This window comes from Bradyrhizobium sp. LB11.1 (genome assembly GCF_040549385.1).
In the GTDB taxonomy this organism is placed as follows: Bacteria; Pseudomonadota; Alphaproteobacteria; order Rhizobiales; family Xanthobacteraceae; genus Bradyrhizobium.
In genome coordinates, this window is the sequence record NZ_JBEPTH010000018.1 from 83,988 (window position 1) to 109,065 (window position 25,078).

Genomic DNA, 25,078 nt, shown 5'->3' on the forward strand with positions numbered 1-25,078 from the left:
TATAGCCTCCGAGCCGCGTCAATTGCGGCGATAAAAAACAGATCACGCAGCAACCGGGCCGCCACCGCCAAGGGCGCGCTGCGCCCGCTGCAAGAGAAACTGATCGCCGAAGCGGTGCGCGATGCGCTGGGCGGCAGTCGTAAGCAGAGTGATCGCGCGATTCCTCTCCTCATCGCTCATGCGCGAGGCTGGATAGGAAATACAGAAGCCCACCGTCTCGCCGATGTCCGGATCTGAGACGCTCACCGAGATCGAACCCACCCCAGGGATCGCCTCATCAAGAGCCTCGGCCCAACCGAACCGACGCGGCTGATCCAGCGCCGCCACCAGCTCGTCGACATTTTGAGGCGCGCGCCGCGAAGGCGGAGTGACGCCTTCAGCGTGAAGGGAGCGCACCACACTGTCCGGAAGGCGCGATAGCAGACCGCGCCCAATCGCAGTCGCAAATGCAGGAGCACGCTGGCCTAGCGGCGTGAATACGCGCAAGGCATGAGACCCCTGATGCATCCGGATGACCAGTACATCCGCGCCATCAAGGATCGAGACATAACCGGTGTGCCCGGTCTCACGGGTGACCTCCCTTACGGCCTCATCGACCGCGTCAATCAGCGAGGAGTTCAGCTTGTAGAGGCGCGAAATCTCGAAGAGCAGATTTCCGACCTTGTAGCGCGGCGGATTCTCGGAGCGCGACAGCAGCCCCTCAACCAGCATCGTCTTGAGCAGCCGAGATGATGAACTTTTAGGCATGTTCAACAGCTGCGAGACATCCGTCACCGAGACTTCGAGCCGGCCAGGGCCAAAAAGTCTAAGGATTTGCGCTGCGTTTTCTATTGAGCCCATTTTTTAATCACCGTGTTTCGTATATTGAAACTCAGTTGACAATAACAGGACGATGACAATAATGCAAGCCATCGCGCACCGGATGACCGGCAAATCTTTCGCGCAAAGTCTGGAGGGGAACGAGATGACAAGCGACACGCGCCGTCGGGATTTCTTGAAGCTTGCCGCAACCAGTGTCGCGGCCCTCACATTCACCGCCACAGCTCGTTTGGCCGCCGCACAGGAAAAGCGAACGCTGACGGTCGCCTGGGATGCCGACATCGACACGCTCGATCCGGCCTCGTTCAAAACGTCAGCCGGCTACACCGTGCAGGCCAACGTGTACGACAGTCCCCTGATGTGGAAGGTGCAGCCGGTCGTGGGAAAGCCGGGAGTCTCGCAAGCAAAACCTGGCGAGATTGAGGGCGGCATCGCCCAATCCTGGTCCTTCGAAAATGGCGGCGCCACGCTGGTGCTGAACATCCGCAAAGGCGTGAAATTACCGAGTGGCCGCGATGTCACCGCCACGACCGTGAAGTATCTTCTCGACCGCGGGCTGCAGTCGCCGGGCTATATGCGCATCCTGTTTCCGCGGCTTCTGGGCGTAACGAAGCCCGAGGACTTCAAGGTGCGCGACGAGTTCACGGTCGAAATCAACATGCCATCGCCAAGTCCGATGGCGCTGGACATGATGGCGATGATGAACAACGCGCTGCTTGATCCGGATGAGGTCAAAACAAATGCGACCGCGGAAGATCCGTGGGCTGCCAACTGGCTGAAGCGAAACACCGCCGGGCTCGGTCCCTATCAGCTGGTGAAGAACCAGCCAGGGGTCGAGGTCGTCCTGGAAGCGCAGGTCGATCACTGGCGTGGCCGACCGTACTTCGATCGGGTGGTCTTCAAATATGTGCCGAACGAAGCCGATCGCGTGCTGCTGCTCAAGCGCAAGGCCATCGACATGGTGGTCGGCAGATCAACTCTGTCTCCGCGCAATGTGAAGAGTCTCGAGGCGGAGCCAGGTCTGAAGACCGTTTCCGTGCCGGATACCCTGTGTCACTGGCTTTGCATGAATACGCAGAAGGCGCCGCTCAATAACGTCAAAGTGCGTCAGGCCATCAACTACGCAATCCCGGTCCAGGCCATCATCCCGAGCGTGCTGTATGGTTATGGCACCGAGATGAAGAGCCCTGTGCCTAGTTTGACGCCCGGTTACGACAGCACGATCTGTCCCTATAAGTACGACATTGCAAAGGCCAAGGAGTTGATGCGCGAGGCTGGCTTCGGCAAGGAGCCTATTCCGATCGACCTTGCGGTACGCGCGGGATGGCAGCCGCACGAGCAGGCCTCGATCTGGCTCCAGACCGAGCTGGAGAAAATCGGGTTCAAGGTGAGTATCGCCAAGGAAACCGAAGCCACCTTCCGCCAGATTGCAACCAAAGGAGACCACCAGCTTTCGATCGAATCTTGGCAGTCCTGGATCAATGATCCCTTCTATCACCTGTTCTTCAACTTCCACAGCACAGCGAAAGGCACTAACACCTCATTCTATTCCAATCCGGAAGTCGACAAGCTGATCGATGATCATATGCATGAAACCGACACCAGCAAGCGTCTGGCGGCGGCAAAACGCCTGCAGGAGATCATCATCGGCGACGCAGTCTGGGGGCATCTCTGGTACGAGAACTGGACCCGCGTCATGCGATCCGACCTCGTTGGCATTGAAAAGCGCTGGGATAGTTATGAGCGCTTTTCTGGCATGAAGCTCGCCTGAGTAAATCCATCTTCGTGTCAATCGGGAGAGCACTCCAATGGGTTTCTTCAATTATGTCATGCGACGGTTTGCGCTGGCTCTGCCGACCTTGTTCGGCGTCAGCCTGATCTGCTTCACCCTCACCTACCTGCTTCCAGGCAATCCGGCCATGGTAAAGGCGGGCCCGTTTGCTACGCCGGAACATCTCGCTGAGATGGAGCACCAAATGGGCCTGGATCGCCCGTTTCCGGAGCAATACTACCGCTACGTCACCGGCATATTCAAAGGCGATCTCGGTGAGAGCGCCTCGACGGGACGGCCGGTGTCTCAGGACTTTCTGCAGCGGCTGCCCGCCACTCTCGAGCTCAATCTGGCGAGCCTTCTCATCGCTATCGTGATCGGACTGCCTCTTGGGGTCTTATCTGCGGTGCATCGGGACACATTGATTGACCATATCGGACGAGTGGTCGGCATCATGGGTGTCGCCATGCCGAGCTTCCTGACGGGGCTCCTGTTCGTTTACGTCTTCTTTTACCTGCTTAACTTGGCCCCCTCACCGCTTGGACGCTTGGGATCCGGCATCGAACCTCCCGCACACGTAACCGGGCTTTATGTGATCGACTCCCTGATTACCGGCAACTGGACCACCTTATGGTCAAGCCTGCATCAGCTCATGCTCCCTGCAGCTACCCTCGGGCTCAGCGCGATCGCGCCGGTCGCCCGGATGGTGAGATCTACCATGCTTGAGATCCTCGAGTCCGATTACATCAAGGCGGCATGGGCGGCCGGATTGCCGCGGCGAACAGTGATTTATAGGGACGCCCTGCGAAATGCGCTGATACCCGTCATCACGATTTCCGGAATCGTTTTCGGATTTCTGATGGCAGGCAATGCGGTCGTCGAAAGCGTGTTTTCATGGCCGGGTATCGGCAATTACGCGGTTACTGCATTGCTCACGAAGGACTCGGCTCCGATCCAGTCCTTCATCCTCTTCGTCGCAGTGACGTGTGTCATCGTCAACATGGCGGTCGATATTGCGTACGGCCTCGTCGATCCCAGGATAAGGTTCAGCTGATGTCCTCATCATTGCCCGTCTCCCCCGCAATTTCGCAACCAGCGGCTTCGTCTCTGATGTGGCGGCGGCTTCAGCGCAATCCCGTCTCCTTTGCGGCACTGTGCGTGATCGTGCTGATCGCAGCGGCCGCGATATTGGCGCCGATCTTGGCGCCCTACGCGCCCGATGCCACCGACCCTGCAGCGTCTCTGCAGCCCCCTTCTTTGCATCATGCGCTTGGCACTGACGAGTTCGGCCGCGATCAACTCTCGCGGATCATTTTTGCCGCACGCGTCGACCTGCTGGTTGCCTTTGCGGCAACGTTTGTTGCCGTTTTAATTGGAGGGTTGCTTGGAGCGGTCGTTGGATACAGCCGAGGCTGGGCTGATACGATCGCGATGCGCGTCGTCGACGCTCTCATGGCCTTCCCGGCCTTCGTACTGGCCATGGGCATCACGGCAGGGCTTGGCAATTCCACCACCAATGTCGCAATTGCCATCTCGATCACGCAAATACCCGCCTATCTGAGGCTGACGCGTGGAGAGATGCTTCGGCTTCGCGAGATGGAATATGCCGATGCTGCCCGCACTCTCGGCAACCCGACCTGGAGGATTGTGCTTATTCATCTGCTGCCCAACTGCCTCCCGCCGCTGATCGTGCAGGCGACCCTCTCGACGGGTTTCGCGCTTCTGACGATGGCCTCCCTGTCTTTCATAGGCCTTGGAATTCAGCCACCGCAGAGCGAATGGGGGGTAATGACCGCGGAAGGTGCCTCTCAGATCGTCACGGGTGAATGGTGGCTGTTCCTGTTTCCTGGCCTTGCGATCATGATTTCCGTCCTCGCATTCAACCTTATCGGTGACGGACTACGTGATTTACTGGACCCACGCATGAGGGGGTTGAGATGACCGAGCTGCTTGAGATCTCCGATCTGACCGTCCATTTCCAGATCAACCAAGGCGCAGTTGAAGCAGTCGATCACATCAACCTGAAGATTCGCCGGGGCGAGGTTCTCGGATTGGTTGGCGAGTCCGGGTCGGGCAAGTCGGTCACGTCTTTTGCGATTCTGCGCCTGATCCGTCCGCCAGGGCGCGTGGTCTCTGGAAGCGTTCACTTTGACGGCGTAGACCTTGGTACGCTTCCAGAGGAAGAGATGCGGCGCATGCGCGGCGCAAAGATCGCGATGGTATCGCAAACGCCGCGGACCGCGCTTAACCCGCTCCTGAGCGTTGGAAAGCAGATTTCACGCTTGCTGATGGTCCATGCGGGCTTGTCGGCACGAGAGGCTGACAAGAGGATGCTTGAGATGCTGCGCCTTGTCCGCATTTCGGCGCCGGAAAAGCGAGCCAAGCAATACCCGCATCAGCTTTCGGGAGGAATGTGTCAGCGGATCATGATCGCTATGGCGCTTGCAACCTCACCTCAGCTCCTGCTCGCGGACGAGCCAACGACCGGGCTCGACGTTTCGATCGCGGCCAAGATTCTCGATCTGCTGCGCGAATTGAGCGCGAAAACAGGTGCTGCGATCATGCTCGTCACGCACGATCTCGGCGTCGTTGCCGAGATCTGCGACCGCGTTGCCGTTATGCATGCGGGCCAGGTGGTGGAATGCGCGCCCGTGCGGGAGCTGTTCCATAATCCCGCCCATCCCTATACCAAGGCGCTCGTCCGATCGATACCGAGGGTAGATCGGGACGTCGTTCTAGAGCCCATACCCGGGTCGGTCCCCTCCTTGGTCAACCCGCCGAGCGGGTGCCGTTACGCAGGACGCTGTGAGTGGGCGATGGATCGCTGTCGTGCTTCGCGCCCTGCGATGATCGAGGCCGGTCCCGGCCATGTCGTAGCATGTTATGGATTCGAGGAACGCCGTGGCACTTGTTGAGATTCGTGATCTGCAAATGCACTTTCCGCTCGGCGGGATCGCCAGCACGCTCGCGCGCCTGCGCGGCCAGGATCAGCCCACAGTGCGGGCGGTCGATTCCGTCTCCTTCGACATCGAGCCCGGCGAAACGGTTGGACTGGTCGGCGAGTCCGGATGTGGAAAATCGACCGTCGCACGCTGCCTGGTCCGGCTACTTGAGCCGACGGCGGGATCCGTCCGCTATGATGGCACGGAGATAGCGAGGCTTGATGCGCGTGCCATGAAGCCTTTGCGCCGCGACATCCAGATGGTGTTTCAGGATCCTACTGCCTCGCTCAATCCCAGGCTCTCGGTGAGACGGATGGTCGAGGAGGCGCTCACGCTTCATACGAAGCTTCACGCGAAGGAGCGGCGCGAACGGGTTGAGGAGCGCATGCAGGAAGTCGGGCTCGGCCGCGACCTGTTGGACCGATATCCGCACGAGCTTTCGGGCGGTCAACGCCAACGGGTCAATATAGCCAGGGCCATTGCAACGAATCCCCGCTTCGTTGTTCTTGATGAGCCAACCTCCGCACTCGACGTCTCCTCGCGGTCGCGCGCGATTCTCCTACTGGAGAAGCTGCGCGAACATCTTGGTCTGTCCTATCTCTTCATCTCGCACGATCTGGCCACCGTTAAGTACCTCGCGAGTCGCGTTGCGGTGATGTATCTCGGCAGCATCGTGGAGATGTCGGACACAAAGGATCTGTTTGCGAACCCATTGCATCCCTACTCGCGAGCTTTGCTGGCGGCTGTTCCAGTGCCCGATCCCGACGCAAAGCGCGACGATTTCGCTTTGTCGGGAGAAATTCCAAGCCCTATCGATATCGCGCCCGGATGCAGGCTGAGAGGGCGTTGTCCATTGGCCAAGCCTGTCTGCGCGGAAAGACCGCCTCTGAAGGAGGTTGCGCCCGGCCGGTTCGTCGCCTGTCACCTGGTCTGAGAAGGTCGTCTCTTTTCTAGGGCCGCGGTCCTGAGGAGCTGCAATTCGAGATGGCTACTGTCCGGTTTGTTTTGGCGGCATTGAAGCCGGGTGTCAGCGCGGCGGATTATGAGCGCTTCGAACGCGACGTGGATTATGTGATTGCTTCGAAGTTGAAGTCGATCTTGAGCTATCGCACGCATCGCATCACCGAAACTGGTCTCACCGGTGGGCCGTGGGACTATATCGAGCGTATCGAGGTGACCGATCGCACGGTCTACGAAACTGAACTCGCCGTCGCCGGCAAGGAACTGATCGACGAGCTTTACGAGAAGTATCTGGATAAATCGAAGACAGTATCGGTCTGGTCGGAACGTATCGAGCCATGACGCTCGCGGCAAGGCGCTCGGTCTGGATGCGTCCTTCTGATCTACTCGTCGTGATGCACTTACGCCCGGATCATCTGGGCGAGTTCGTTCGAGGAAGAGCTCACAGGATGCTTCACTGTTGATCCAATTGCCTCTTAGGGAGGTCAGGGTCATCCAAGCAGGACCCCTCGACTGCGCTGGGCAAGATGTCAGGGCCCACATTTCGAGACAGCAATGAAATCGAAGGACCTTCGCGCACTCTAAAAGTAGGCCCCTTCGCGTCTTCGATCGGGATAGGGGAGTCTCGCGACTCTCCCCTCCCACACTACCGTACATACGGGTCCGTATACGGCGGTTCACCGGATTAAGCACGAATGGTTTGTTTTGCGTCCGCGCCAGAGGCTCAGATAGTGGACTTTGTCGTGTCAGCTCCGGCCCCTTTGAGCGGCGCCGTCCGGGCTTCACCCTTTCCCGCCGCGTCAAAGGCGAGTGGCCTGGATTTCAGCCGCATGGCCGGCTCGAGGCTTCCACATCCAAACGTCTTTCCAGCGTTCGGGCCTTCAGCGAAACTCGTTCTCCGTCACGATCACGAACCTTTGCGGCCCGCTCAGTTCGGTCTCCCGGACACGCCGGAGATCTCCCGAGGTAAGTTCGGCCGCCTTCCCTACACGCCCGCCGGATTTACCACCCCAACCCTTGATGACTGTGGACTTTGCGATTATTGGCTCGCTCGTCCGGCAGGGTAGGCCTCGTCATCCGGTTTTTGTCCATCGGGCCGCAGGTTTGCTCCACGCTTCCTTCAGACCCCACCTCGCGATGACGCCCTTGCGCTTCGCTAACCCTTCGCCGCCATCAGGCCGGGTAAAGGACTTCCACCTCCAAGCTGTCGAACATGCTCGGCACACCAAAAAAGGGCCGCTCCAAGGAGCGGCCCCTAAGTGAGGGAGGAAACGTCCCATAGGGACTTCTGGGATCAGGCCGCAGCCTGTTCGATCGGTGAGAATGGCAGGCCGAGACTCTCGGCTACAGCCTTGTAAGTGAGCCGGCCACGATAGACATTGAGGCCTGCGCGCAGATGCCGATTTTCGAGCACCGCCGCGAAACCCTTGTTGGCGAGCGCCAGGCCGAAAGGCAGCGTGGCATTGTTCAGCGCCTGGCTCGATGTGAGCGGGACGGCTCCCGGCATATTGGCGACGCAGTAGTGAATGACGCCATCCACCTCGTAAGTAGGATCGGCGTGCGTGGTCGGGCGCGATGTCTCGAAGCAGCCGCCTTGATCGATGGCGACGTCAACGATCACGGATCCCTCGCGCATCGAGCCCAGCATGCTGCGGCTGACGAGTTTCGGCGCGCTCGCACCGGGGACGAGGACCGCGCCGATGACTACGTCGGCTGCAAAGACCTCCTCTTCGACGGCATCGATCGTCGAAAATCTGGTACGAACGCGGCTTTCGAACAGTTCATCCAGCTCGCGAAGGCGGGGGATCGAGCGGTCGAGGATTGTGACCTCGGCGCCCAAGCCCGCCGCCATTCGTGCCGCATGAGTCCCAACAACGCCGCCTCCAATCACGACGATGCGAGCCGGCTGCACGCCAGGAACGCCGCCGATCAACAGCCCCCGTCCGCCGGCATAGCGCTTCAGGGCGCTGCCTGCCGCTTCGACCGCAAGCCTTCCCGCCACCTCGCTCATCGGCGCAAGCAGCGGAAGCCCACCATGCGCATCCGTCACGGTCTCATAGGCGATGGCGGCGCATCCCGAATTCAGGAGCCCTTTCGCTTGTTCCGGGTCTGGCGCCAGATGCAGGTAGGTGAAAAGGATCTGATCCTCGCGCAGCTGAATCCACTCGGAAGGCTGCGGCTCCTTCACCTTTACGATCATCTCGCTTGATGCAAACACCTCACGAGCTGAGCTCACAATCGTGGCGCCCGCCTTGCGATAAATGTCATCCGTCGCGCCGATGCCTGCTCCCGCACTGGTCTCGACCAGTACACTGTGACCGGCAGCCAAATATTCGCGGACGGCGCCAGGGGTCAGACCCACGCGGTATTCGTGCGTCTTGATTTCCTTGGGGACACCGACCTTCATATGCAATCTCCTAGTTTGGATGCCCTCTTCTAGTCGAAAGGCCGGGTTGTTTCCCTGCAAACTTGCGAAGAAAAAGCCAAATAACGCGGATAATCCGCACTCTCCGGCAGAGTCCTGCAGAATTCCAAACAAACGCGGCCGCCGGCAAAATCACACGATCCACTGAGTTCAGCACCGGGCCTATAGTCCCCGCGAGCATGCGCAATGGCTAGCGCTCGACCAGACACTGAGTTGGTAGTCGGCGGCGTTGCCTAGCAGGTCGTAGCGACCGGCAGGACTGGCCCCTTCCGCTTGATGCCGATCCGACCAGCTCTCGCGTAAAGGAGCGCAATCTTCTCCATATTTGCCAGTCCGATTTGGCGCAGGCCCGTCTTGCTCGCTTGAGTATCCTATTCTACGACTGCGATATGCGGACTGTAACAATTGGGCTTTGCACCACAACGCAAAGGCGCAGAAACGAAGAAGACGGATCAGCTACGTAGGCGCAGCTTTCGACCAAGCTTCAGAACGGATCAAGCCAACCTTCCAACTGAAATGCCCCGTTCTTATACACAGAATGTAAGCGCGTGATTTCGTTTGGTGGCGTACGAGAGCTCGAACCTAGACCCGCCGACTATGAGGCGCTGAAGCAGCGCGAGCAAATGGAATGATTCACTCAAGGAAACGCTTGGTCACAGGCAACTCGCCATAGGGGTTCGACCGTGCCAGTGGACTTTCGAGATCTACGCTGGGCGATCGCCGCGTCCCAGCATCGAAGCCTCCGCCAAGCGGCAGAGACGCTCAGGATCAAGCAGTCAACGCTCAGTCGCTGCCTGCGAAATCTCGAACACACGTTGGGCAGTACGCTCTTCGAGCGCACGAACGGTGGCACACGACCTACCATCGAAGGCCAGGAATTCCTCGATGCCGCCCGGCGCATCGTGGGTGATACGGAAGCCCTGGCGGCTCGCCTCAAGACCCGCTCGCGTGGCGAGAGCGGTCAATTGACCATCGGCATCCAAACCTCTCTCTCAGCCGGGAATCTACGAGCCACCCTCCTCGAGCACCGGCACCGCTTCCCCGATGTCGAAACGCAGCTGGTCGATGGATTGAGCGACCATCTAACCTCGGACCTCGCCAGCTCCGTCATTGATGTCGCCTTCGTGGCCGAGCCCAATCCACGGTGGAGTGACAGGTCATTGTTGCTCTGGAGCGAACGTATCGTCGCCGCTCTCCCCACGAACCATCCGCTGGCAGGCCATGACGTGGTTCACTGGGGCGAACTGAGGCGCGAACCGCTTTTAGTGTCACAGCGCGGCCCGGGACCGGAATTCCACAAGCTTCTCATGAGCAAAATGGGAGCTTCTGATCCGTGCCCGGTGCTTCGCCACGATGTGGGGCTCGACCGCCTTCTCACCTTGGTCGGCGTGGACTGGGGGATCCTGCTAATTCTCGAAAGTGCAACTGGCGCTAGCTATCCGGGTGTCACGTTCCGGGAGGTACATGATGCAGAAGGGCCCACACGGCTGAGCTTTCGCGCCTATTGGCGGCAGGACAACAGCAATCCATCGCTGCGTCCGCTTCTTGACCTGCTTCGCGAGCGCTATCCGGATCTCTCGGCTGATCCAGGTGCGGGCTGAGCGGCATTACGTCGGGCTTTGGCAAAGGCACGGTCGGTTGACATGAAGCGCTCGATCATCGGCGCGATCAGTTTGGCGGGCTCGATTCGCGTCGGGCCACCGTTCCGCGTCAGAATCTCGGCATAGCTTTTAAGATCTCTGAAGACAGCCGCGGGCAGTTCGATCGTGAGCTTTACCGGCTTATCATCTTCAAGTGGCCCAAGCTTGAGCTTCGTCATGGCGTTCCTCCTTTAGCGTACGGCGCCAGCACGAGATCACGCGTGACGATGACGCGAACCGGTAATCCTGGCCGAATGGTCAGCGTTGGCTGGATATTGAGCTGGCGTTGCACAATCTGTTGCCCGGTCTGGCTGATGCTGTTGGACGCGCCGCTGCGGATCGCTTGAACGAGGTTGTTTTCATTCTGGCTCGTGCCCGCCTCCGCTCCGACGCTGAGCAAGGTGGAGAGGACGGCGGCCTTGAACAGCATGCCCCAGTGATTGTCGACCTCATCCTCGAGCCCGGCATAACCACCAGTGTCGGCACCAGGCTGGCGCTCCAGCACGATCGAGTTGCCGTCCGGCATGATGATGCGAGTCCAGACCAGTAGGATTCGGCTCTGGCCGAACGCGACGGAGCTGTCGTATTGGCCGATCAGCTTCGCACCCTGGGGGATGAGAAGATATTTTCCGGAAGGGCTATCCCAGACCGCCTCCGTGATCTGAGCAGTGACTTGGCCAGGCAGGTCGGACCGAATGCCCGTGATGAGCGCGGCCGGGATTACGGTGCCGGCCTGCACGACGTAAGGGGAGGCCTTGGCCTCGAGCCGGTCCGGACTGACCGTGCGCTTGTCCGTTGCAGCAGTGAGAAAGGCCATCTTGCGCTCCTGCATGTTCTGGCCAGATCCGGCATCGACGGGTGGTGTCGCCGCCGGCGCCGTCGCGGTCCCGGCGGGAGCATTTGGGATGAGCTGGCCGACGCTCTGCGGTTGCTGAGCAGTTTGGGCGAAGAGGCGGCTGACCCGCGCCGCCTCGATTTCCTGGGATCTGTGCTGCGTCTCCGGATCAGACGTCGCTGCCATGGTGTTCGGTGCGGCCCCGGCGTTGAGGATTGGCTTGCCGAGATCGCCAGGCAGTGGCGGCCCGAGCGGCGGCGCTTGACGCGGCAGGCCGGTGTAGTCCTTCGGCAACCCAGCGAGCCCCTCGGCCGAAGGTCGGTTCTGAGTGCTGAGCAGCTCTTGGCCGGTCTGCGGCTTGTTGCCGGTCTGGAGGGCATAGCCGAGCGCGCCCGTGACTGCGAGGGCAGACACCGCGCCGAGGCCGATAAGCACCTTGCGCGAGAGGCGTGTGACACGCGGCCGCTCGCCTCGGAGCCGAAGGTCGGGCGGCGCGACGGGCGGGATGTCGCTCTGACGTTCGTCTTCGTTGCCTATCGCCATGAGCGCGGCCTTCCGTCGGTGCGGACGATGCGCACGCGCCGTTCGCTATCCTTGTCGCCAAGACGCAATTCGGCGGCAGCGAACAGGCGGTCGACGATGTAGTAATTGCGGTTCGCTCGGTAGTTCACCAGTTCGGAGCCGCCGGCCGGACCGATGACGAACAGCGGCGGCATTTCGCCCTGGACGATGCCGCTGGGGAATTCGATGTAGACTTTGTTTCCGTCGTCAAAGGCGCGCAGCGGACGCCAGGCCGCATCGTCGCCCTCGATCGCGTAGCGGAAGTTGATCGCGGCGAGATCGACGCCGGCCGCAATGGGAGCTGCGGTTTCAGCCGCCGCATTCTGCCGCCGAAGTGCAATCAGTTGGTCCTCGGGATACTGCCAGGAGACCGAGGCCATGTAGGTCTTCTCCGTCGAGCGCAGCTCGAGGAGGTAGGTCCGCCGATCGGTGTTGATCACGAGATTGGTGACCAGTTCCGGCCGCGTCGGCTTGACCAGGATGTGGATCTTCTTGGTCGCGCCCGCACCGCTCTCGGTATCGCCGATGATCCAGCGCACGGTGTCACCGGCGGCGACCGGACCGGAGCCGACGAGTTGCTCGCCCTCTTGGAGTCCGACATCGGTGATCTGACCCGGCGCCGTATAGACTTGGTAGAGGGCTCCGCCCGAGAACGGATAGACCTGTACCGCGTTGATGAAGCCATTGCGGACCGGCTGCACCCGTGCCGCGGCGTTGGCCTGTTTGACGCGAACCTTCGGATCGGCGGCTTCGGGCGTGCGCTTGCTCCCAGCGAGCGGTTTTAACTGCCCAGGGAGCGGCAGGGGCTGGGGCAATTCCACGATCTTGACGGGCGGCGGCGGATCATTGGTGAGCGCTGCCGGCTCCGCAGTGTCATAGTTGATGTCGGGCGGGATGAAATTGTGCGCGCAGCCGCCAAGCACCGAGGCGACCATCAGCAAAGCCGCAAAGGCGGGTTTACGGAAAGACGTATCGCCGTCTTTCCAATTTTGGTGAACGATGGAAAAGCGCCAAGCCGGACCGCCGGCTTTCGAGAAATTCGGCGGGGTCATTGTCCCAGCTCCTTCGACCAGTTGATAGCGTTGACGTAGATGCCGAGTGGATTCTTGCGCAGCCGATCGGCGTCGGTGGGCGGCGCAATTGCGATGGTGAGGATCGCGGTCCAACGTGTGGTGCCGGCGAGCGCTCCGTCTTGATAGCGGTGCTCGACCCAAGCGACGCGAAAACTGTCGGGCGAGGCGCGGATGACGCTGGAGACGTCGATTGCGACCTGCTGCTTGCCGAGATTGGCGAAGGGGTCATTGGCGCGGGCGTAGTCGTTCAGCGCCACCGAGCCCGCCGTGGTCGTGAAATTATAAGCCTGCAGCCAGTTGTGCCGCACGATGATCGGGTCGGCCGGAAGCGAGCGAACGATCTCGATGAAGTGGGCGAGATACCAAGCAATCTGCGGGTCGTTGGGCCTATAGTCGGCGGTGGCGGGCGCCACGGCTTGCGCCTCCCCGAGCTTGTCGACCTGCACCACCCAGGGAACGACGGTGCCGTGCGTGGATTGCCAGACGAGCGCGCCGGTAAGGCCACAGCTGAGGATCAGCGAACCGAATGCCATCAGGCGCCAATTCTTGGCCTGCACGCGGGCGGAGCCGATGCGTTCATCCCAAACTTGCGCTGCGCGCTGGTACGGGGTTTCGGGTTCGGGCGTGCGGCCATAGCGGACCGACGATCGCCGGAAGACTGACATTCTTTATTCTCCCCCTGATAGCTCGACGGAGTGGCCGCCACCATGGCTGTCGCCGGATTTGAGGGCTTGCGCGGCGGTCTGGGCGCCGTGAATGACGGTCTGATTGCGCTTGACGCGCTGGGCCCAGGCGGGCGGACCGCTTTCGCTCGCTGCTTGAGATTCGGCTCCATCGGCTGCAGCCTCGCCACTCCCGATGGTCCCCATCGTCGAGGAGCCACCGGTGTTGGCGACGCCGGCACGGGCACCGGAGGTGAAGCTCTCCCTCATTGCCCCTGCCGCTTGGGAAGCGGCGCGTCTGACGGGAGCTGCCGCGTGACTTGCCGCCGCGTGGCCTGCGCCACCGAGACCGGACGCGACGCCGCCAGCGCCGGACCGACCGGCCGATGCGAGGCTGTAGGCGGAGGACACACCGCCCGCCATCGCCGCACCACCACGCGCGGCGGCCGCAGCACCGGAGCCAGCCGCTATCGCTCCCCTTCCGGCGAGCCCAAGCGCAGCTCCACCCGCCATAGCCGTGCCGGCGACGGCCAGGCCCGTGCCGACGGCAGCGCCGGCGCCAAGCTGCGGGGCGCCCGAGACAAGACCGGTCGCGATGCCCGGACCGAAGATGCCGAGGCCGAGCATGGCAAGCGCCGCGAGCACAACAGAGAGCGCTTGCTCGATGGTCGGCTGGCCGCCAGCATAGGCCGTGGTGAACTGGGAGAAGAGCCCGGTGCCGATGCCGACGATGACAGCAAGCACCATCACCTTCACGCCGGAGGCAACGACGTTGCCCAACACCTTTTCCGCGAGGAAGGCAGTCTTGTTGAACAGCGCGAACGGAATGAGGATAAAGCCAGCGAGCGTCGTCAACTTGAACTCAAGCAGCGTGATGAACAGCTGCACCGCCAGAATGAAGAAGGCGATCAGCACCAGCAACCAGGACACCATCAGCACGGCAATCTGGACGAAGTTCGCAAAGAAGCTGGTGAAGCCCATCATCTGGCTTGCTGCGTCGAGCAGCGGCTGCCCGGCATCGAGGCCGACCTGCGCAAGTCGGCCGGGCCGCAGGAAATCCGCGGTCGAGATCGACGAGCCGCCGGCCTTCAGTCCGAGGCTAGCGAAGCTATTGAAGATGATGCCTGAGAGCTTGGTGAAGTTGGTGATGATGAAGGCAAAGAAGCCGATGTAGAGTGTTTTCTTCACCAGCCGTTGGAGAATGTCTTCGTCTGCGCCCCAGGCCCAGAACAGGCCGGCCAACGTGATGTCGATGACGATCAACGTCGACGACAAATACGTGACCTCGCCCTTGATCAGGCCGAAACCCGAATCGATGTAGGTCGTGAAGGTATTAAGAAAGGTGTCGATGACGCCGACGTTGTTCACGGCTTCTCTCCCTGTGGAGCACTCGTCATCGGCTGTGTGGCCGGCGCGGCCTGCGGCAGAAGTGGCCGCGCCGGCCTGCCGAAGAAGCGCGCGCGGTTCTCCTTCCAAACCGCCTGGCAATGCGGATCTTCGGCATCCTGGGGTCCGAGCGCTCCGCAGCGGCGCAGCTCGGCTGGCAGATCATCGGGAGCGGATACAGAGGGGACGTCGGATACGGGCCGCTCAGCCGGGCGCCTATGAATGACGTGCAGCGTGGCCAGTAAAATGGCGAACACGACGATCATCGCGCCTGCGCGAAGGATATCCGAGCGCTCCATGATCGGTGCCTCAGTTGCCGCTGAACATGGTGACATTGCCGGGCTGATAGCCACTGCGTGTCGAGAAGATCTTGTATTGCTGCTGGCCCTGCAATTCGGTCGCCGTCACGCGCGCCTGCTCCAGCGCATCCGCCCTTCCCTTCGCGGCGAGCACCGCGACGAGATCGGACAATTGCTGGGAATGCAGGGCCAGAAGTTGGTTGCCGGCCTGAGCGGCCTGCAGGGCGCCACTTGCGGACTGGCTGGCGGTAACCAGCGAACTCATTGCGCTGGAGTTCGTCGAGATATTGCCGACGACGCCGGCTTGCACCTTGAGCGAGTCCTCGAACGCGCCCACCGAGTTCTGCCAGCGGGTTTGAGCCGCGGCAAACATTGTCGCGTTCGAGGGCGTGGCCGCTGCCGTGCCGTATGTGCTGGAGTAAGCCGTCTGGATGCGCTCGACGTTGAAGGCGATGTTCTGGGCCTGGGTCAGCAGTGACTGAGTCCGTGCGACCTGTGACTGAAGCTGGGTCAGCGTCGACAACGGTAGGTTCGCGAGATTTTTTTCCTGATTCACCAGGCTCTGGGCCTGATTGGTCAGCATCTGGATCTGATTGTTGATCTGCTGCAGCTCGCGCGCCGCGGTCAGCACGTTCTGGCTGAAGTTGGTGGGATCGTAGACGATCCACTGCGCGGAGGTTGGCGTCGTCGAAGGCGGCAAGATCGATAGTGCGAGCGAGAGAGCGGCCGCGGCGACCAAGCTTGCGCGTCGCGTCTTAAGAGTGGTCATGATTGCACCTCCAGGTTTGTCAGGTCGGGGATGAGATCGGCGGCCCAGAGCAGCTCGTGATCCGCGAGCCAGGCGGCCGTGAAGTCGTCGCGGCCGTGCTCGGCGAGCAGCCGTTCGATGGCGGCATGGTCGGCCTTGGAAGACGCGGCGCAGAAGGCGAGCGCGACCGGCCCGAGACCCAGCTCGAAGAGCCGATTGCCGCGGCGAGACTGGCAGTAATAGTCCCGCTTCGGCGTCGCTCGCGCGATGATCTCGATCTGGCGGTCGTTCAAACCGAACCGCTGGTAGATGGCGGTGATCTGGGGTTCGATCGCGCGCTCATTCGGCAGGAAGATGCGCGTCGGGCAGCTCTCGACGATTGCGGGTGCGATGTTGCTGCTGTCGATGTCGGAGAGCGATTGGGTTGCGAAGACGACAGAAGCGTTCTTCTTCCGTAGCGTCTTCAACCACTCCCTGAGCTGTTGCGCGAAGGCTGGATCGTCAAGGACGAGCCACCCCTCATCGATGATGAGGAGGGTCGGCCGGCCGTCGAGCCGTCCCTCGATGCGATGGAAGAGGTAGGTGAGGACGGCAGGCGCAGCTCCAGCGCCAATCAAGCCCTCGGTCTCGAACGCCTGCACCGAGGCAGAGCCGAGCTGCTCGGCTTCCGCGTCGAGCAGGCGGCCGGAAGCGCCGCCGACGCAATAAGGTTGCAGCGCCTGCTTGAGCGCGGTCGATTGCAATAGAACCGTCAGGCCGGTGATCGTGCGTTCCTCGACCGGGGAGGACGCCAGCGAGGTCAACGCCGACCAGACGTGCTCCTTCACGGTCGGATCGATGGTGACGCCTTCCTTGGCGAGGATTGCGGTTACCCATTCGGCAGCCCAGGCCCGCTCCGCCGCGTCACCGATGCGTGCGAGCGGTTGAAGAGAGACGGAGTCCTCCGCGCTGTTCGACAGACTGCCGCCGAGGTCGTGCCAGTCGCCGCCCATGGCAAGTGCCGCCGTGCGGATCGAACCGCCGAAATCGAAGGTGAAGATCTGGCTCTTCCGGTAGCGGCGGAACTGGATCGCCATCAGCGCGAGCAGCACGGACTTGCCGGCACCGGTCGGGCCGACCATCAGAGTGTGACCGACATCGCCGACATGCAGGGAGAAGCGGAACGGCGTCGAGCCTTCGGTCCTGCCGAAGAAGAGCGGGGCGCTGCGGAAATGCTCATCGCGGTCTGGCCCAGCCCAGACCGCCGAAAGCGGAATCATGTGGGCCAGGTTCAATGTCGAGAGCGGCGGCTGGCGGACGTTGGCGTAGGCGTGCCCCGGCAGCGAGCCGAGCCAGGCTTCGAGTGCGTTCACCTCTTCCGGCATGCAGGTGAAGTCGCGACCCTGAATGACCTTCTCGACGAGCCGAAGCTTCTCAGCGGCGAGACCGGTGTCCTCGTCCCAGACAGTGACAGTGGCGGTGATGTAGGCCTGGCCGACGTCGTCGGTGCCCAGTTCCTGCAAGGCGAGATCGGCGTCGGCGGCCTTGTTCGCCGCATCGCTATCGACCAGTGTTGAGGCCTCGTTGGTCATCACCTCCTTGACGATGGCGGCGATCGACTTGCGCTTGGCGAACCACTGGCGGCGGATCCTGGTCAAGAGCTTCACCGCCTCGGCCTTGTCGAGCAGGATCGCACGCGTCGACCAGCGGTAGGGGAAGGCAAGCCGGTTCAGCTCGTCGAGGATTCCGGGATGGGTCGCGCTCGGAAAGCCGACCACGGTGAGCGTGCGAAGATGATGGCGGCCGAGACGCGGCTCGAGGCCGCCAGCGAGCGGCTGGTCCGCGAGCAACGCGTCGAGATGCATGGGCGTCTCGGGAACGCGTACGCGCTGTTGCCGGGTTGAGATGGTCGAATGCAGGTAAGTCAGCGTCTCGCCGTCATCGAGCCATGCCACTTCGGGCATGAACCCTTCGACCAATTGCAGGACGCGGTTGGTGCGGTCGACGAAGCCACGCAGCAGCTCATAGGGATCGACGCCGCTGTGCGCACGGCCCTCATAGAACCAGCCCTCGATGCGCGAGGCGTCCTCGGCCGGCGGGAGCCAGACGAAAGTCAGAAAGTAGCGGCTCTCGAAATGCGCACCTGCCTCCTCGAAAGCGTCCCGTCGCTCCAGATCGACCAGCGCTGATGCGGCATCAGGAAAGGTGTTGTGCGGATACGTCTGGGCGGCGATACGCTGGGCCTCGACGAAGATCGCCCAGCCTGAGCCGAGACGGCGCAGCGCGTTGTTCAGGCGGGCCGTCACGCCGACGAGCTCGGCAGGTGTCGCGCTGTCGAGATCCGGACCGCGGAAGCGCGCCGAGCGCTGGAACGCGCCGTCCTTGTTAAGGACGACGCCCTTCTCGACCAAAGCGGCCCAAGGCAGGAAGTCGGCGAGACTGTGCGGCCGGTTGCGATATTCGGCGAGGTTCAGCATGGAAGGCTCACTGGCCGAGATAGGATGGATAGCGAAGGTGACGTCGAACGACGTCCACGAACTGCGGATCACGCTTAGCCGCCCAGACCGCCGCCGCATGGCCCACGGCCCAAATCAGCGCTCCGGGGATCCAGAGGTGGAGGCCGAGCGCGATGGCGGCCGCCAACGTGCCGTTGGCGATCGCAACGGTGCGGGGCGCGCCGCCCATCAGGATCGGATCTGTGAGCGCGCGATGGACCGGCGCGAAAAAACCCGCCACTTCCGGATCGACGATGCCGGCCATTACACCAAGGCTCCGCCGGAGAAGCTGAAGAAGGTCAGGAAAAAGCTCGATGCGGCGAACGCGATCGACAGTCCGAAGACGATCTGGATCAGCCGGCGGAAGCCACCCGACGTATCGCCGAACGCGAGCGTCAAACCGGTCACGGTAATGATGATGACCGACATGATCTTGGCGACCGGACCTTGCACCGACTCCAGGATCTGATTGAGCGGCGTCTCCCACGGCATCGAGGAGCCAGAGGCGTAGGCTGCGGGAGCGACAGCGATGGAGATGAAGGCAATCGACACGAGGTCGGCGAAGCGGCGGCGAACGTGACGGATCGTGGGAGGGAACTGGATCATGATGGGTCCTTAGGATGTGAGGATTGGCCGGCCGCCTCGGCGGACTGGACGCGGTAATCGCCGGTGGCGGGATCGAGGCCGGCAACGAGAGCGAGTTCGGCGAGGCGGCGTTCGCTGCCGCGGCCGCGCAGCACCGCAACGAGATCGATGGTCTCGGCGATCAGCGCCTTGGGAACGGTGAGGACGGCTTCCTGGATGAGCTGTTCCAGGCGGCGGAGTGCGCCCAGCGCGGAGCCCGCGTGAATCGTGCCGATCCCACCGGGGTGGCCCGTGCCCCAAGCTTTGAGGAGCTCCAAGGCTTCGCTGCCCCGCACCTCGCCGATCGGGATGCGATCGGGACGTAAACGCAAGGAGGACCGAACCAGATCGGACAGGGACGCGACGCCGTCCTTGGTGCGCAGCGCGACCAGATTCGGAGCGCGGCATTGCAGCTCACGCGTATCCTCGATCAAGACCACGCGATCGGTGGTGCCGGCGATCTCAGCCAGCAGTGCGTTTGTCAGGGTGGTCTTGCCGGTCGAGGTGCCGCCGGCAACCAGGATGTTCTTGCGGGCGGCAACGGCTTCGCGGAGCACGCCGGCCTCGCCGGCCGTCATGATGCCGGCCGCCGCGTAGTCGTCGAGGGTAAAAACAGCGACAGCGGGCTTGCGGATCGCAAAGGCCGGCGCCGCAACGACGGGCGGCAGAAGTCCCTCGAACCTCTCCCCCGTCTCGGGAAGCTCAGCCGAGACGCGCGGCTTCTCGGCGTGCACCTCGGCGCCGACATGATGCGCGACGAGGCGCACGATCCGCTCGCCATCGAGCGCGGACATCGTACGTCCGCTATCCTCGAGGCCGCCCGACAGCCGGTCGATCCAGAGCCGGCCATCGGGGTTGAGCATCACCTCGACGATCGAGGGGTCCTCAAGGAAGGTGGCTATCGCGGGACCAAGCGCGGTGCGAAGCATGCGCGCGCCACGCGAGAACGCTTCCGAATGAAGTGAAGTGCCTGCCACGATCGTCCCCCGTCGACAGCCAATCGCGGCAAGCGATTGGCCAACGGGGATGGATACAAAAGGCAGGAACTGGCGCAGTTCAACAAGTATTCAGCCGTCGTAGGGACCGGGCGTAGAGCAGAGAAAAAATACTTGCTAGGTCGCGAATGCGACTCGCTGAGAATCACATAGCAGCAAGGGTGTCGAAGTTCACAATTCCATATGCACGATTTCGACAGGCTCGCCGCCGAGACCGTGAGAGAAATAGCCCCTACCTATGCTTTTAAAGCCATGCTTTTGGTAGAAGCCTTCGGCATTGATCGTCGCTTCGAGCCTCACTGGACCGTTGTGGCCTAACCGTGCCTGTTCAATCCCGATCTCGAGCAGCCGCCGACCCAGTCCGTCGCCAGCGGCTTCTGGCAAGATAAATAGGCGTGTTACTTCGCCGGGTTCCGCATCGACAAATCCGACCACGATACGGCCGCGGAGACACACGGTCATTCGCCCCTTGGCGATGAGCTCTTCGTAAAAAGCCGGCGAACGTAGCCCATCCAATTCTGGATCTGGTTGCGAGAGTAGGATGCGCGAGCAAGGCCGTCGATCGACGCCTTGGTAACGTTGAAAACCGCCTCCGCGTCCTCGCGGCGAGCGGCCCTAAAGGAAACATCGTCGAACGTCATGAGAAGTGAACTCCAGATGTTTCTGCCTAGTTCGGTTTGCGAGTTCGCCGGAGTTTTGATCAACCGTGGTCGGCTGATTGCGGTACTCTTCGGCGAATACCGTGCCCAATGGAGAAACCCAGCAAACTCGTATGACCGTGAAAGTGAACCACGGCATATTCCCTCTTCGACTTAGGCTATTAGCGGATTTTTTGTTCGGTACCACGCAGGTTTCCTGCAGATTTCGGCGAAGATGCGCGATCACTCCCAGTGGACCCTAGGACATCGCAAATGTCAGATGCAAAACTGTCGCTTGAATCGGAAAATTTGTCAGATCATTAGGAGACGACAATGCCCACCACGATCTCCCTTGAGGCAGATTCAGCGTGAAAGATTTGGAAAGACCTCTGTTTATAGCGTTTTCGTCGGCTTCTTTCTTCATCGTTGGTGTCGGCATTGTTCTGCCAGCCTGGGTAGCTTTCCACGTGGGTGGTTCTGGACTGGTTGGACTGGTGTTACTTTCAACCAGCGTCGCCGGCTTACTGCTCGCGCCGGTTGCTGGCCACCTGGCCGATCGTCATGATCGGGCACAGGTCACGGTGGCGGGGCAGACGATCCGAGCCTTGGGGCTGGCCCTTCTCGCTCCCGTTGGATTTCTCACAGAATCTTTGTCGCCAGTCCTTCTCATCGCTTCCGGCGTATTGGGAGCCTTTGGCTTCGCGCTGCTGTCGGGATCACTGAGCGGCATTTTGCAGGCAATCGTCCCCGAAGCACAGCGCCTGGGGTTCGCCCTTCGACTTTCCCTTTTCAATCAGTTGGGCATAGCGATCGGGACGGGTGCTACCGGGCTTGCCATTGACAGGCTTGGCAGTCTCACGACCGCACTGATGTTTGCGGCGGCAGCTCTAGCATGTCTTCCTTTGCTGAAGCCGATCACAGCGCAGGCCCGCGACGTCCGATCGTCTCGACGGCTTAGCCTACTTCCTGCTTCACGGCAGGCTCTCAGCTATTTGCTCGCCAGTCCTCAAGCACTCTCCGCAGCGGTGACGGTCGGACTGGCATTTGCCGTGATCCAGATAACCAAACTTCTCTTACCGGGTTTTGTGATTCGATCGCTCGACGGTGATAGTGGCCTTTTTGGGTTGCTCGAAATGGCTGCCGCGATCACTGGAATGGTCGCATTGGCGGTGGTGGGCTTTCCGTCCATAGCGAAACGTCTGCAAGGTCTCACACCCGCAATCCTGGCTATTGCTGGCGTATCCCTGTTCTTGTTCTCCCTCGCGCCGAATCGGGCCATCGCTATTGTTCTCTACTGTGTGGCCGGCATGCTCTGGAACGTGTCGCGAGCAGCGGCCAACGGCCACCTTTTGACCGTTGTGGATGCCGGCATGATTGGCCGTGTGCAAGCGTTCACGGCCTTGCTTACAGGTGGCTTCGGGCTTGCGATATATCTCATCCCGACAATTGCGCCAGGAGCCTCGGAGGCAACCCTCTACATGGCATGTGGCGCGGCCATTGTGGCCTGCGTCGGCGGGCTATCCCTTTGGACCGCAGGTCAGGAACGATCGCGGAAATCTTGATCTTCGTGGCCAGTTTCGTTGCGTTGAACTTCAACAGAGGTCGCAAACATCACTTGCACAGTTGGTATTTCGCGACCGACGTTTGCGAGATCTTCGCCAACAAATTCGGGCTCGAAGCGGTTAGCTACCTGACTGATAGGCCGTAGCCCTAGCCCATTGCAGGGTTCGAGACCGCCATCCACTTCACTGGCTTGATTTCAGTGTCGCGTCGTCCCTAGTCGCCTTGAAACGAGCCAGTCTGCTGAGCATCCTCCGGGATTTCCTGCCGCAGCTTTGGCCCCTGACTGAGTCGGCGGCCCAGAGCGGCGACAAAGTTATCATAGCGCGCTCCGGCCTGTGCCCTCGCTGCCTTGGCGGCCGGTTCGGGAAGTGGCGGTGTCGTCGTGAGCCAGAAGCGGATGAAGAGAGCGATGGTCTCGACTGAAATTCCAACATCCCGCTCAAGGCGAGCGATCCGGCGGTCGATCTGGTCGAGTCTCTTGGCAGTAGCGGCCTCACGCCGCTCACCGGCGTCCGGCGACAGAAAGGACGCAATGGCGGCTTCGGCGATCAGCGACAGCGACTGCTCGCGCCGGGCGGCATAGGCCGACAGCGCCTTCATGACATCAGGTTCGAGATAGACCGACATCTGGGCCTTCTTCTTCGCTGCGGCCATGCCAGCCTCACAATCCAAGCTCATCGCCAGGATCGAGCGAGGCTTGGCGCGCCACACCCTGCATCACGTCGTTCATACGCCTGATCCGCGGGACATCTTCATCGAGTTCATCGGCGAGGTCAGATGCAAACTCATTGTCGAGCGGTTCCTTCTTTTCCACGATGTCTCTATCCAGTTCCGGATGCCGCCGCCGATCCGCGGTCTTTGGATCTTCGTCATCCGTCTGGCCGTCGGTCAACGACGCCAATGGAGTTGGGTGCGACGGCAGCGGCCGTGAACTCCAGTCGTCCGGCCGGCCGTCATTGGATTTAGTCAGGGTCGGCGGCGCCATGATGCGCTCCTGGAAGCGTCCGTCCTCGTAGTAGCGCGCCTTCTTTGCTCGAATCGGATGGAGACCCGACATCATGACGATCTCATCTGATGGCGGGAGCTGCATCATCTCGCCGGGCGTCAACAGCGGGCGAGCGGTCTCGGACCGGGACACCATCAGGTGACCGAGCCAAGGTGCCAGCCGGCTGCCGGCATAGTTCTTCATCGCCTTCATCTCGGTTGCGGTTCCGAGTGCATCGCTCACCCGTTTCGCGGTCCGCTCGTCGTTGGTCGCGAAGCTGACCCGGACGTGACAATTGTCGAGGATGGAGTTGTTGGGCCCATAGGCTTTCTCGATCTGGTTCAGCGACTGGGCGATCAGAAAGCTCTTGATGCCGTAACCCGCCATGAAGGCCAGCGCGGACTCGAAAAAGTCGAGCCGGCCGAGCGCCGGGAATTCGTCGAGCATCAGGAGGAGCCGCCGCCGGCCGGCCTTGGCCTGCAGATCCTCGGTCAAGCGACGGCCGATCTGGTTGAGGATCAGACGGATCAACGGCTTGGTGCGGTTGATGTCCGAGGGCGGCACCACGAGGTACAGCGTGGTCGCTCGCTCTCCGCCGACGATGTCGGTGATCCGCCAGTCACAGCGTCGCGTCACCTCCGCCACCACGGGGTCTCGATAGAGGCCCAGGAACGACATTGCGGTGCTCAAGACGCCGGAGCGTTCGTTGCCGGACTTGTTCAGTAGCTCGCGGGCAGCGGAAGCGACCACGGGATGGACACCGGCCTCGCCGAGATGCGGCGTCCGCATCATCGCGGCAAGCGTCGATTCGATCGGTCGCTTCGGATCGGACAGAAAGGCTGCGACGCTGGCGAGCGTCTTGTCTTCCTCCGCGTAGAGGACGTGGAGGATGGCGCCGACCAGCAATGCGTGGCTGGTTTTCTCCCAGTGGTTTCGCTTCTCGAGGCTGCCCTCAGGGTCGACCAGGATGTCGGCGATGTTCTGGACGTCGCGCACCTCCCACTCGCCGCGGCGGACCTCGAGCAGCGGGTTGTAGGCCGACGAGTTCGCGTTGGTCGGATCAAACAGAAGGACACGGCCATGCCGATACCGAAAGCCGGCCGTAAGCTGCCAGTTCTCTCCCTTGATGTCGTGGACGATCGCCGAGCCCGGCCAAGTCAGGAGCGAAGGGATGACGAGGCCGACGCCCTTGCCTGATCTCGTGGGCGCGAAACACAGAACATGCTCTGGCCCATCATGGCGAAGATAGGCGTGCTCGAACCGGCCGAGCACGACGCCGTCAGGTCCAAGCAATCCGGCCTGCTCAATCTCCTTTGCCTCAGCCCACCGCGCGGAGCCATAGGTCTCAGCATTATTTGCTTCACGGGCGCGCCAAACCGACATGCCGATCGCAACCGCTGCGGCGATGATGCCGCCCGATGCCGCGATGTAACCGCCCTCGATGAAGATTGAGGGCGCATAGGCATCGTAGGCATACCACCACCAGAAAAAGGCGGGCGGGAGATAGAACGGAAAATGGAGCAGCTCGAACCAGGGCTGCCCGAGCTGCGGTTGGAAGCCGAGCCGCCAAGCCGTCCATTCCGTCGCAGCCCAGATCGTCAGAAGGACGATCGCAAAAACCGTGATGACCTGCCCCCATAGAATCTTGGTTACGGACATGGCGGCCGTCCTTTCCTGA

At 61.5% G+C, this 25,078-nt stretch carries 24 protein-coding genes; 8 read left to right on the plus strand and 16 right to left on the minus strand.

Annotation, left to right across the window (positions count from 1 at the left end):
* Nucleotides 1-42: 42 nt before the first annotated feature.
* A complete protein-coding gene (locus tag ABIA96_RS32190; RefSeq protein WP_354140940.1) occupies nucleotides 43-840 on the minus strand; it encodes an IclR family transcriptional regulator in 798 nt (265 codons plus the stop codon).
* Between the two features lie 61 nt (nucleotides 841-901).
* On the opposite strand from ABIA96_RS32190, the gene ABIA96_RS32195 reads away from it, so the two are divergent.
* From ABIA96_RS32195 to ABIA96_RS32220, 6 genes are read left to right on the plus strand one after another with little or no spacing between them, the layout of a single operon-like run.
* A complete protein-coding gene (locus ABIA96_RS32195; protein ID WP_354140941.1) occupies nucleotides 902-2,590 on the plus strand; it encodes an ABC transporter substrate-binding protein in 1,689 nt (562 codons plus the stop codon).
* Between the two features lie 37 nt (nucleotides 2,591-2,627).
* On the plus strand, nucleotides 2,628-3,644 hold the full coding sequence (locus ABIA96_RS32200; protein ID WP_354140942.1) for an ABC transporter permease: 1,017 nt from the start codon (nucleotides 2,628-2,630) through the stop codon (nucleotides 3,642-3,644).
* Complete coding sequence (locus tag ABIA96_RS32205; RefSeq protein WP_354140943.1) at nucleotides 3,644-4,531, plus strand: ABC transporter permease; 888 nt, start codon at nucleotides 3,644-3,646, stop codon at nucleotides 4,529-4,531. Before ABIA96_RS32200 ends, ABIA96_RS32205 begins: the two co-directional genes overlap by 1 nt.
* Nucleotides 4,528-5,505 carry an ABC transporter ATP-binding protein gene (locus ABIA96_RS32210; RefSeq protein WP_354140944.1) on the plus strand — a complete coding sequence of 326 codons (978 nt, stop codon included), beginning with the start codon at nucleotides 4,528-4,530 and terminating at the stop codon, nucleotides 5,503-5,505. Before ABIA96_RS32205 ends, ABIA96_RS32210 begins: the two co-directional genes overlap by 4 nt.
* On the plus strand, nucleotides 5,492-6,466 hold the full coding sequence (locus tag ABIA96_RS32215; protein WP_354140945.1) for an ABC transporter ATP-binding protein: 975 nt from the start codon (nucleotides 5,492-5,494) through the stop codon (nucleotides 6,464-6,466). The genes ABIA96_RS32210 and ABIA96_RS32215 overlap by 14 nt, the downstream gene beginning before the upstream one ends.
* Before the next feature lie 50 nt (nucleotides 6,467-6,516).
* Entirely contained in the window at nucleotides 6,517-6,834 is a 318-nt protein-coding gene (locus ABIA96_RS32220; RefSeq protein ID WP_354140946.1) for a RedY/HapK family protein, read from the plus strand.
* Nucleotides 6,835-7,786: 952 nt separating this feature from the next.
* Here the strand turns inward: ABIA96_RS32220 and ald are convergent.
* Nucleotides 7,787-8,899 carry an alanine dehydrogenase gene (ald, locus tag ABIA96_RS32225; protein ID WP_354140947.1) on the minus strand — a complete coding sequence of 371 codons (1,113 nt, stop codon included), beginning with the start codon at nucleotides 8,897-8,899 and terminating at the stop codon, nucleotides 7,787-7,789.
* 707 nt (nucleotides 8,900-9,606) lie between these two features.
* On the opposite strand from ald, the gene ABIA96_RS32230 reads away from it, so the two are divergent.
* Nucleotides 9,607-10,518, plus strand: a complete 912-nt coding sequence (locus ABIA96_RS32230) for a LysR family transcriptional regulator (RefSeq protein WP_354140982.1) — start codon at nucleotides 9,607-9,609, stop codon at nucleotides 10,516-10,518.
* Here the strand turns inward: ABIA96_RS32230 and ABIA96_RS32235 are convergent.
* The 12 genes from ABIA96_RS32235 to ABIA96_RS32290 form a co-directional block, all read right to left on the minus strand.
* Entirely contained in the window at nucleotides 10,482-10,736 is a 255-nt protein-coding gene (locus tag ABIA96_RS32235) for a DUF2274 domain-containing protein (protein ID WP_354140948.1), read from the minus strand. The two genes, ABIA96_RS32230 and ABIA96_RS32235, sit on opposite strands and share 37 nt — an antisense overlap.
* Nucleotides 10,733-11,935 (minus strand): TraB/TrbI/VirB10 family type IV secretion system protein, encoded by a 1,203-nt coding sequence (locus ABIA96_RS32240; RefSeq protein WP_354140949.1) that lies wholly within the window; start codon nucleotides 11,933-11,935, stop codon nucleotides 10,733-10,735. Before ABIA96_RS32240 ends, ABIA96_RS32235 begins: the two co-directional genes overlap by 4 nt.
* Nucleotides 11,926-13,005, minus strand: coding sequence for a P-type conjugative transfer protein TrbG (trbG, locus tag ABIA96_RS32245; RefSeq protein ID WP_354140950.1), 1,080 nt, complete (start codon nucleotides 13,003-13,005; stop codon nucleotides 11,926-11,928). The genes ABIA96_RS32240 and trbG overlap by 10 nt, the downstream gene beginning before the upstream one ends.
* Nucleotides 13,002-13,691: a conjugal transfer protein TrbF gene (trbF, locus tag ABIA96_RS32250; RefSeq protein ID WP_354140951.1), complete on the minus strand. Its 690-nt coding sequence runs from the start codon at nucleotides 13,689-13,691 to the stop codon at nucleotides 13,002-13,004. The genes trbG and trbF overlap by 4 nt, the downstream gene beginning before the upstream one ends.
* 3 nt (nucleotides 13,692-13,694) lie before the next feature.
* Entirely contained in the window at nucleotides 13,695-15,056 is a 1,362-nt protein-coding gene (gene trbL, locus ABIA96_RS32255) for a P-type conjugative transfer protein TrbL (protein WP_354140952.1), read from the minus strand.
* Nucleotides 15,053-15,373 carry a putative entry exclusion protein TrbK-alt gene (gene trbK-alt, locus ABIA96_RS32260; RefSeq protein ID WP_354140953.1) on the minus strand — a complete coding sequence of 107 codons (321 nt, stop codon included), beginning with the start codon at nucleotides 15,371-15,373 and terminating at the stop codon, nucleotides 15,053-15,055. The genes trbL and trbK-alt overlap by 4 nt, the downstream gene beginning before the upstream one ends.
* Before the next feature lie 10 nt (nucleotides 15,374-15,383).
* The gene (trbJ, locus tag ABIA96_RS32265; RefSeq protein ID WP_354140954.1) at nucleotides 15,384-16,142 is read right to left on the minus strand and encodes a P-type conjugative transfer protein TrbJ; all 759 of its coding nucleotides are present in this window, start codon (nucleotides 16,140-16,142) and stop codon (nucleotides 15,384-15,386) included.
* Entirely contained in the window at nucleotides 16,139-18,577 is a 2,439-nt protein-coding gene (gene trbE, locus ABIA96_RS32270; RefSeq protein WP_354140955.1) for a conjugal transfer protein TrbE, read from the minus strand. Before trbE ends, trbJ begins: the two co-directional genes overlap by 4 nt.
* Nucleotides 18,578-18,584: 7 nt before the next feature.
* Nucleotides 18,585-18,860 carry a VirB3 family type IV secretion system protein gene (locus ABIA96_RS32275; RefSeq protein ID WP_354140956.1) on the minus strand — a complete coding sequence of 92 codons (276 nt, stop codon included), beginning with the start codon at nucleotides 18,858-18,860 and terminating at the stop codon, nucleotides 18,585-18,587.
* On the minus strand, nucleotides 18,860-19,201 hold the full coding sequence (locus ABIA96_RS32280) for a TrbC/VirB2 family type IV secretion system protein (protein WP_354140957.1): 342 nt from the start codon (nucleotides 19,199-19,201) through the stop codon (nucleotides 18,860-18,862). Before ABIA96_RS32280 ends, ABIA96_RS32275 begins: the two co-directional genes overlap by 1 nt.
* Nucleotides 19,198-20,196, minus strand: a complete 999-nt coding sequence (gene trbB, locus ABIA96_RS32285; RefSeq protein WP_354140958.1) for a P-type conjugative transfer ATPase TrbB — start codon at nucleotides 20,194-20,196, stop codon at nucleotides 19,198-19,200. Before trbB ends, ABIA96_RS32280 begins: the two co-directional genes overlap by 4 nt.
* Nucleotides 20,197-20,385: 189 nt before the next feature.
* Entirely contained in the window at nucleotides 20,386-20,730 is a 345-nt protein-coding gene (locus tag ABIA96_RS32290) for a GNAT family N-acetyltransferase (protein ID WP_354140959.1), read from the minus strand.
* 490 nt (nucleotides 20,731-21,220) lie between these two features.
* Here ABIA96_RS32290 and ABIA96_RS32295 point away from each other — a divergent pair, with 490 nt between their 5' ends.
* On the plus strand, nucleotides 21,221-22,414 hold the full coding sequence (locus ABIA96_RS32295; RefSeq protein ID WP_354140960.1) for an MFS transporter: 1,194 nt from the start codon (nucleotides 21,221-21,223) through the stop codon (nucleotides 22,412-22,414).
* Nucleotides 22,415-22,628: 214 nt separating this feature from the next.
* On the opposite strand, the gene ABIA96_RS32300 is transcribed toward ABIA96_RS32295, so the two are convergent.
* Together ABIA96_RS32300 and ABIA96_RS32305 are read right to left on the minus strand one after the other, a co-directional pair.
* Nucleotides 22,629-23,069: a CopG family transcriptional regulator gene (locus tag ABIA96_RS32300; protein ID WP_354140961.1), complete on the minus strand. Its 441-nt coding sequence runs from the start codon at nucleotides 23,067-23,069 to the stop codon at nucleotides 22,629-22,631.
* 7 nt (nucleotides 23,070-23,076) lie between these two features.
* Complete coding sequence (locus tag ABIA96_RS32305) at nucleotides 23,077-25,059, minus strand: conjugal transfer protein TraG (protein ID WP_354140962.1); 1,983 nt, start codon at nucleotides 25,057-25,059, stop codon at nucleotides 23,077-23,079.
* Nucleotides 25,060-25,078: the final 19 nt, after the last annotated feature.

Bases quoted from the DNA above. Each gene is read 5' to 3' on its own strand.
- ABIA96_RS32190 (WP_354140940.1), bottom strand. From the start codon at position 840: ATGGGCTCAATAGAAAACGCAGCGCAAATCCTTAGACTTTTTGGCCCT.
- ABIA96_RS32195 (WP_354140941.1), top strand. From the start codon at position 902: ATGCAAGCCATCGCGCACCGGATGACCGGCAAATCTTTCGCGCAAAGT.
- ABIA96_RS32200 (WP_354140942.1), top strand. From the start codon at position 2,628: ATGGGTTTCTTCAATTATGTCATGCGACGGTTTGCGCTGGCTCTGCCG.
- ABIA96_RS32205 (WP_354140943.1), top strand. From the start codon at position 3,644: ATGTCCTCATCATTGCCCGTCTCCCCCGCAATTTCGCAACCAGCGGCT.
- ABIA96_RS32210 (WP_354140944.1), top strand. From the start codon at position 4,528: ATGACCGAGCTGCTTGAGATCTCCGATCTGACCGTCCATTTCCAGATC.
- ABIA96_RS32220 (WP_354140946.1), top strand. From the start codon at position 6,517: ATGGCTACTGTCCGGTTTGTTTTGGCGGCATTGAAGCCGGGTGTCAGC.
- ald (WP_354140947.1), bottom strand. From the start codon at position 8,899: ATGAAGGTCGGTGTCCCCAAGGAAATCAAGACGCACGAATACCGCGTG.
- ABIA96_RS32235 (WP_354140948.1), bottom strand. From the start codon at position 10,736: ATGACGAAGCTCAAGCTTGGGCCACTTGAAGATGATAAGCCGGTAAAG.
- ABIA96_RS32240 (WP_354140949.1), bottom strand. From the start codon at position 11,935: ATGGCGATAGGCAACGAAGACGAACGTCAGAGCGACATCCCGCCCGTC.
- trbG (WP_354140950.1), bottom strand. From the start codon at position 13,005: ATGACCCCGCCGAATTTCTCGAAAGCCGGCGGTCCGGCTTGGCGCTTT.
- trbF (WP_354140951.1), bottom strand. From the start codon at position 13,691: ATGTCAGTCTTCCGGCGATCGTCGGTCCGCTATGGCCGCACGCCCGAA.
- trbK-alt (WP_354140953.1), bottom strand. From the start codon at position 15,373: ATGGAGCGCTCGGATATCCTTCGCGCAGGCGCGATGATCGTCGTGTTC.
- trbJ (WP_354140954.1), bottom strand. From the start codon at position 16,142: ATGACCACTCTTAAGACGCGACGCGCAAGCTTGGTCGCCGCGGCCGCT.
- trbE (WP_354140955.1), bottom strand. From the start codon at position 18,577: ATGCTGAACCTCGCCGAATATCGCAACCGGCCGCACAGTCTCGCCGAC.
- ABIA96_RS32275 (WP_354140956.1), bottom strand. From the start codon at position 18,860: ATGGCCGGCATCGTCGATCCGGAAGTGGCGGGTTTTTTCGCGCCGGTC.
- ABIA96_RS32280 (WP_354140957.1), bottom strand. From the start codon at position 19,201: ATGATCCAGTTCCCTCCCACGATCCGTCACGTTCGCCGCCGCTTCGCC.
- ABIA96_RS32300 (WP_354140961.1), bottom strand. From the start codon at position 23,069: ATGGCCGCAGCGAAGAAGAAGGCCCAGATGTCGGTCTATCTCGAACCT.
- ABIA96_RS32305 (WP_354140962.1), bottom strand. From the start codon at position 25,059: ATGTCCGTAACCAAGATTCTATGGGGGCAGGTCATCACGGTTTTTGCG.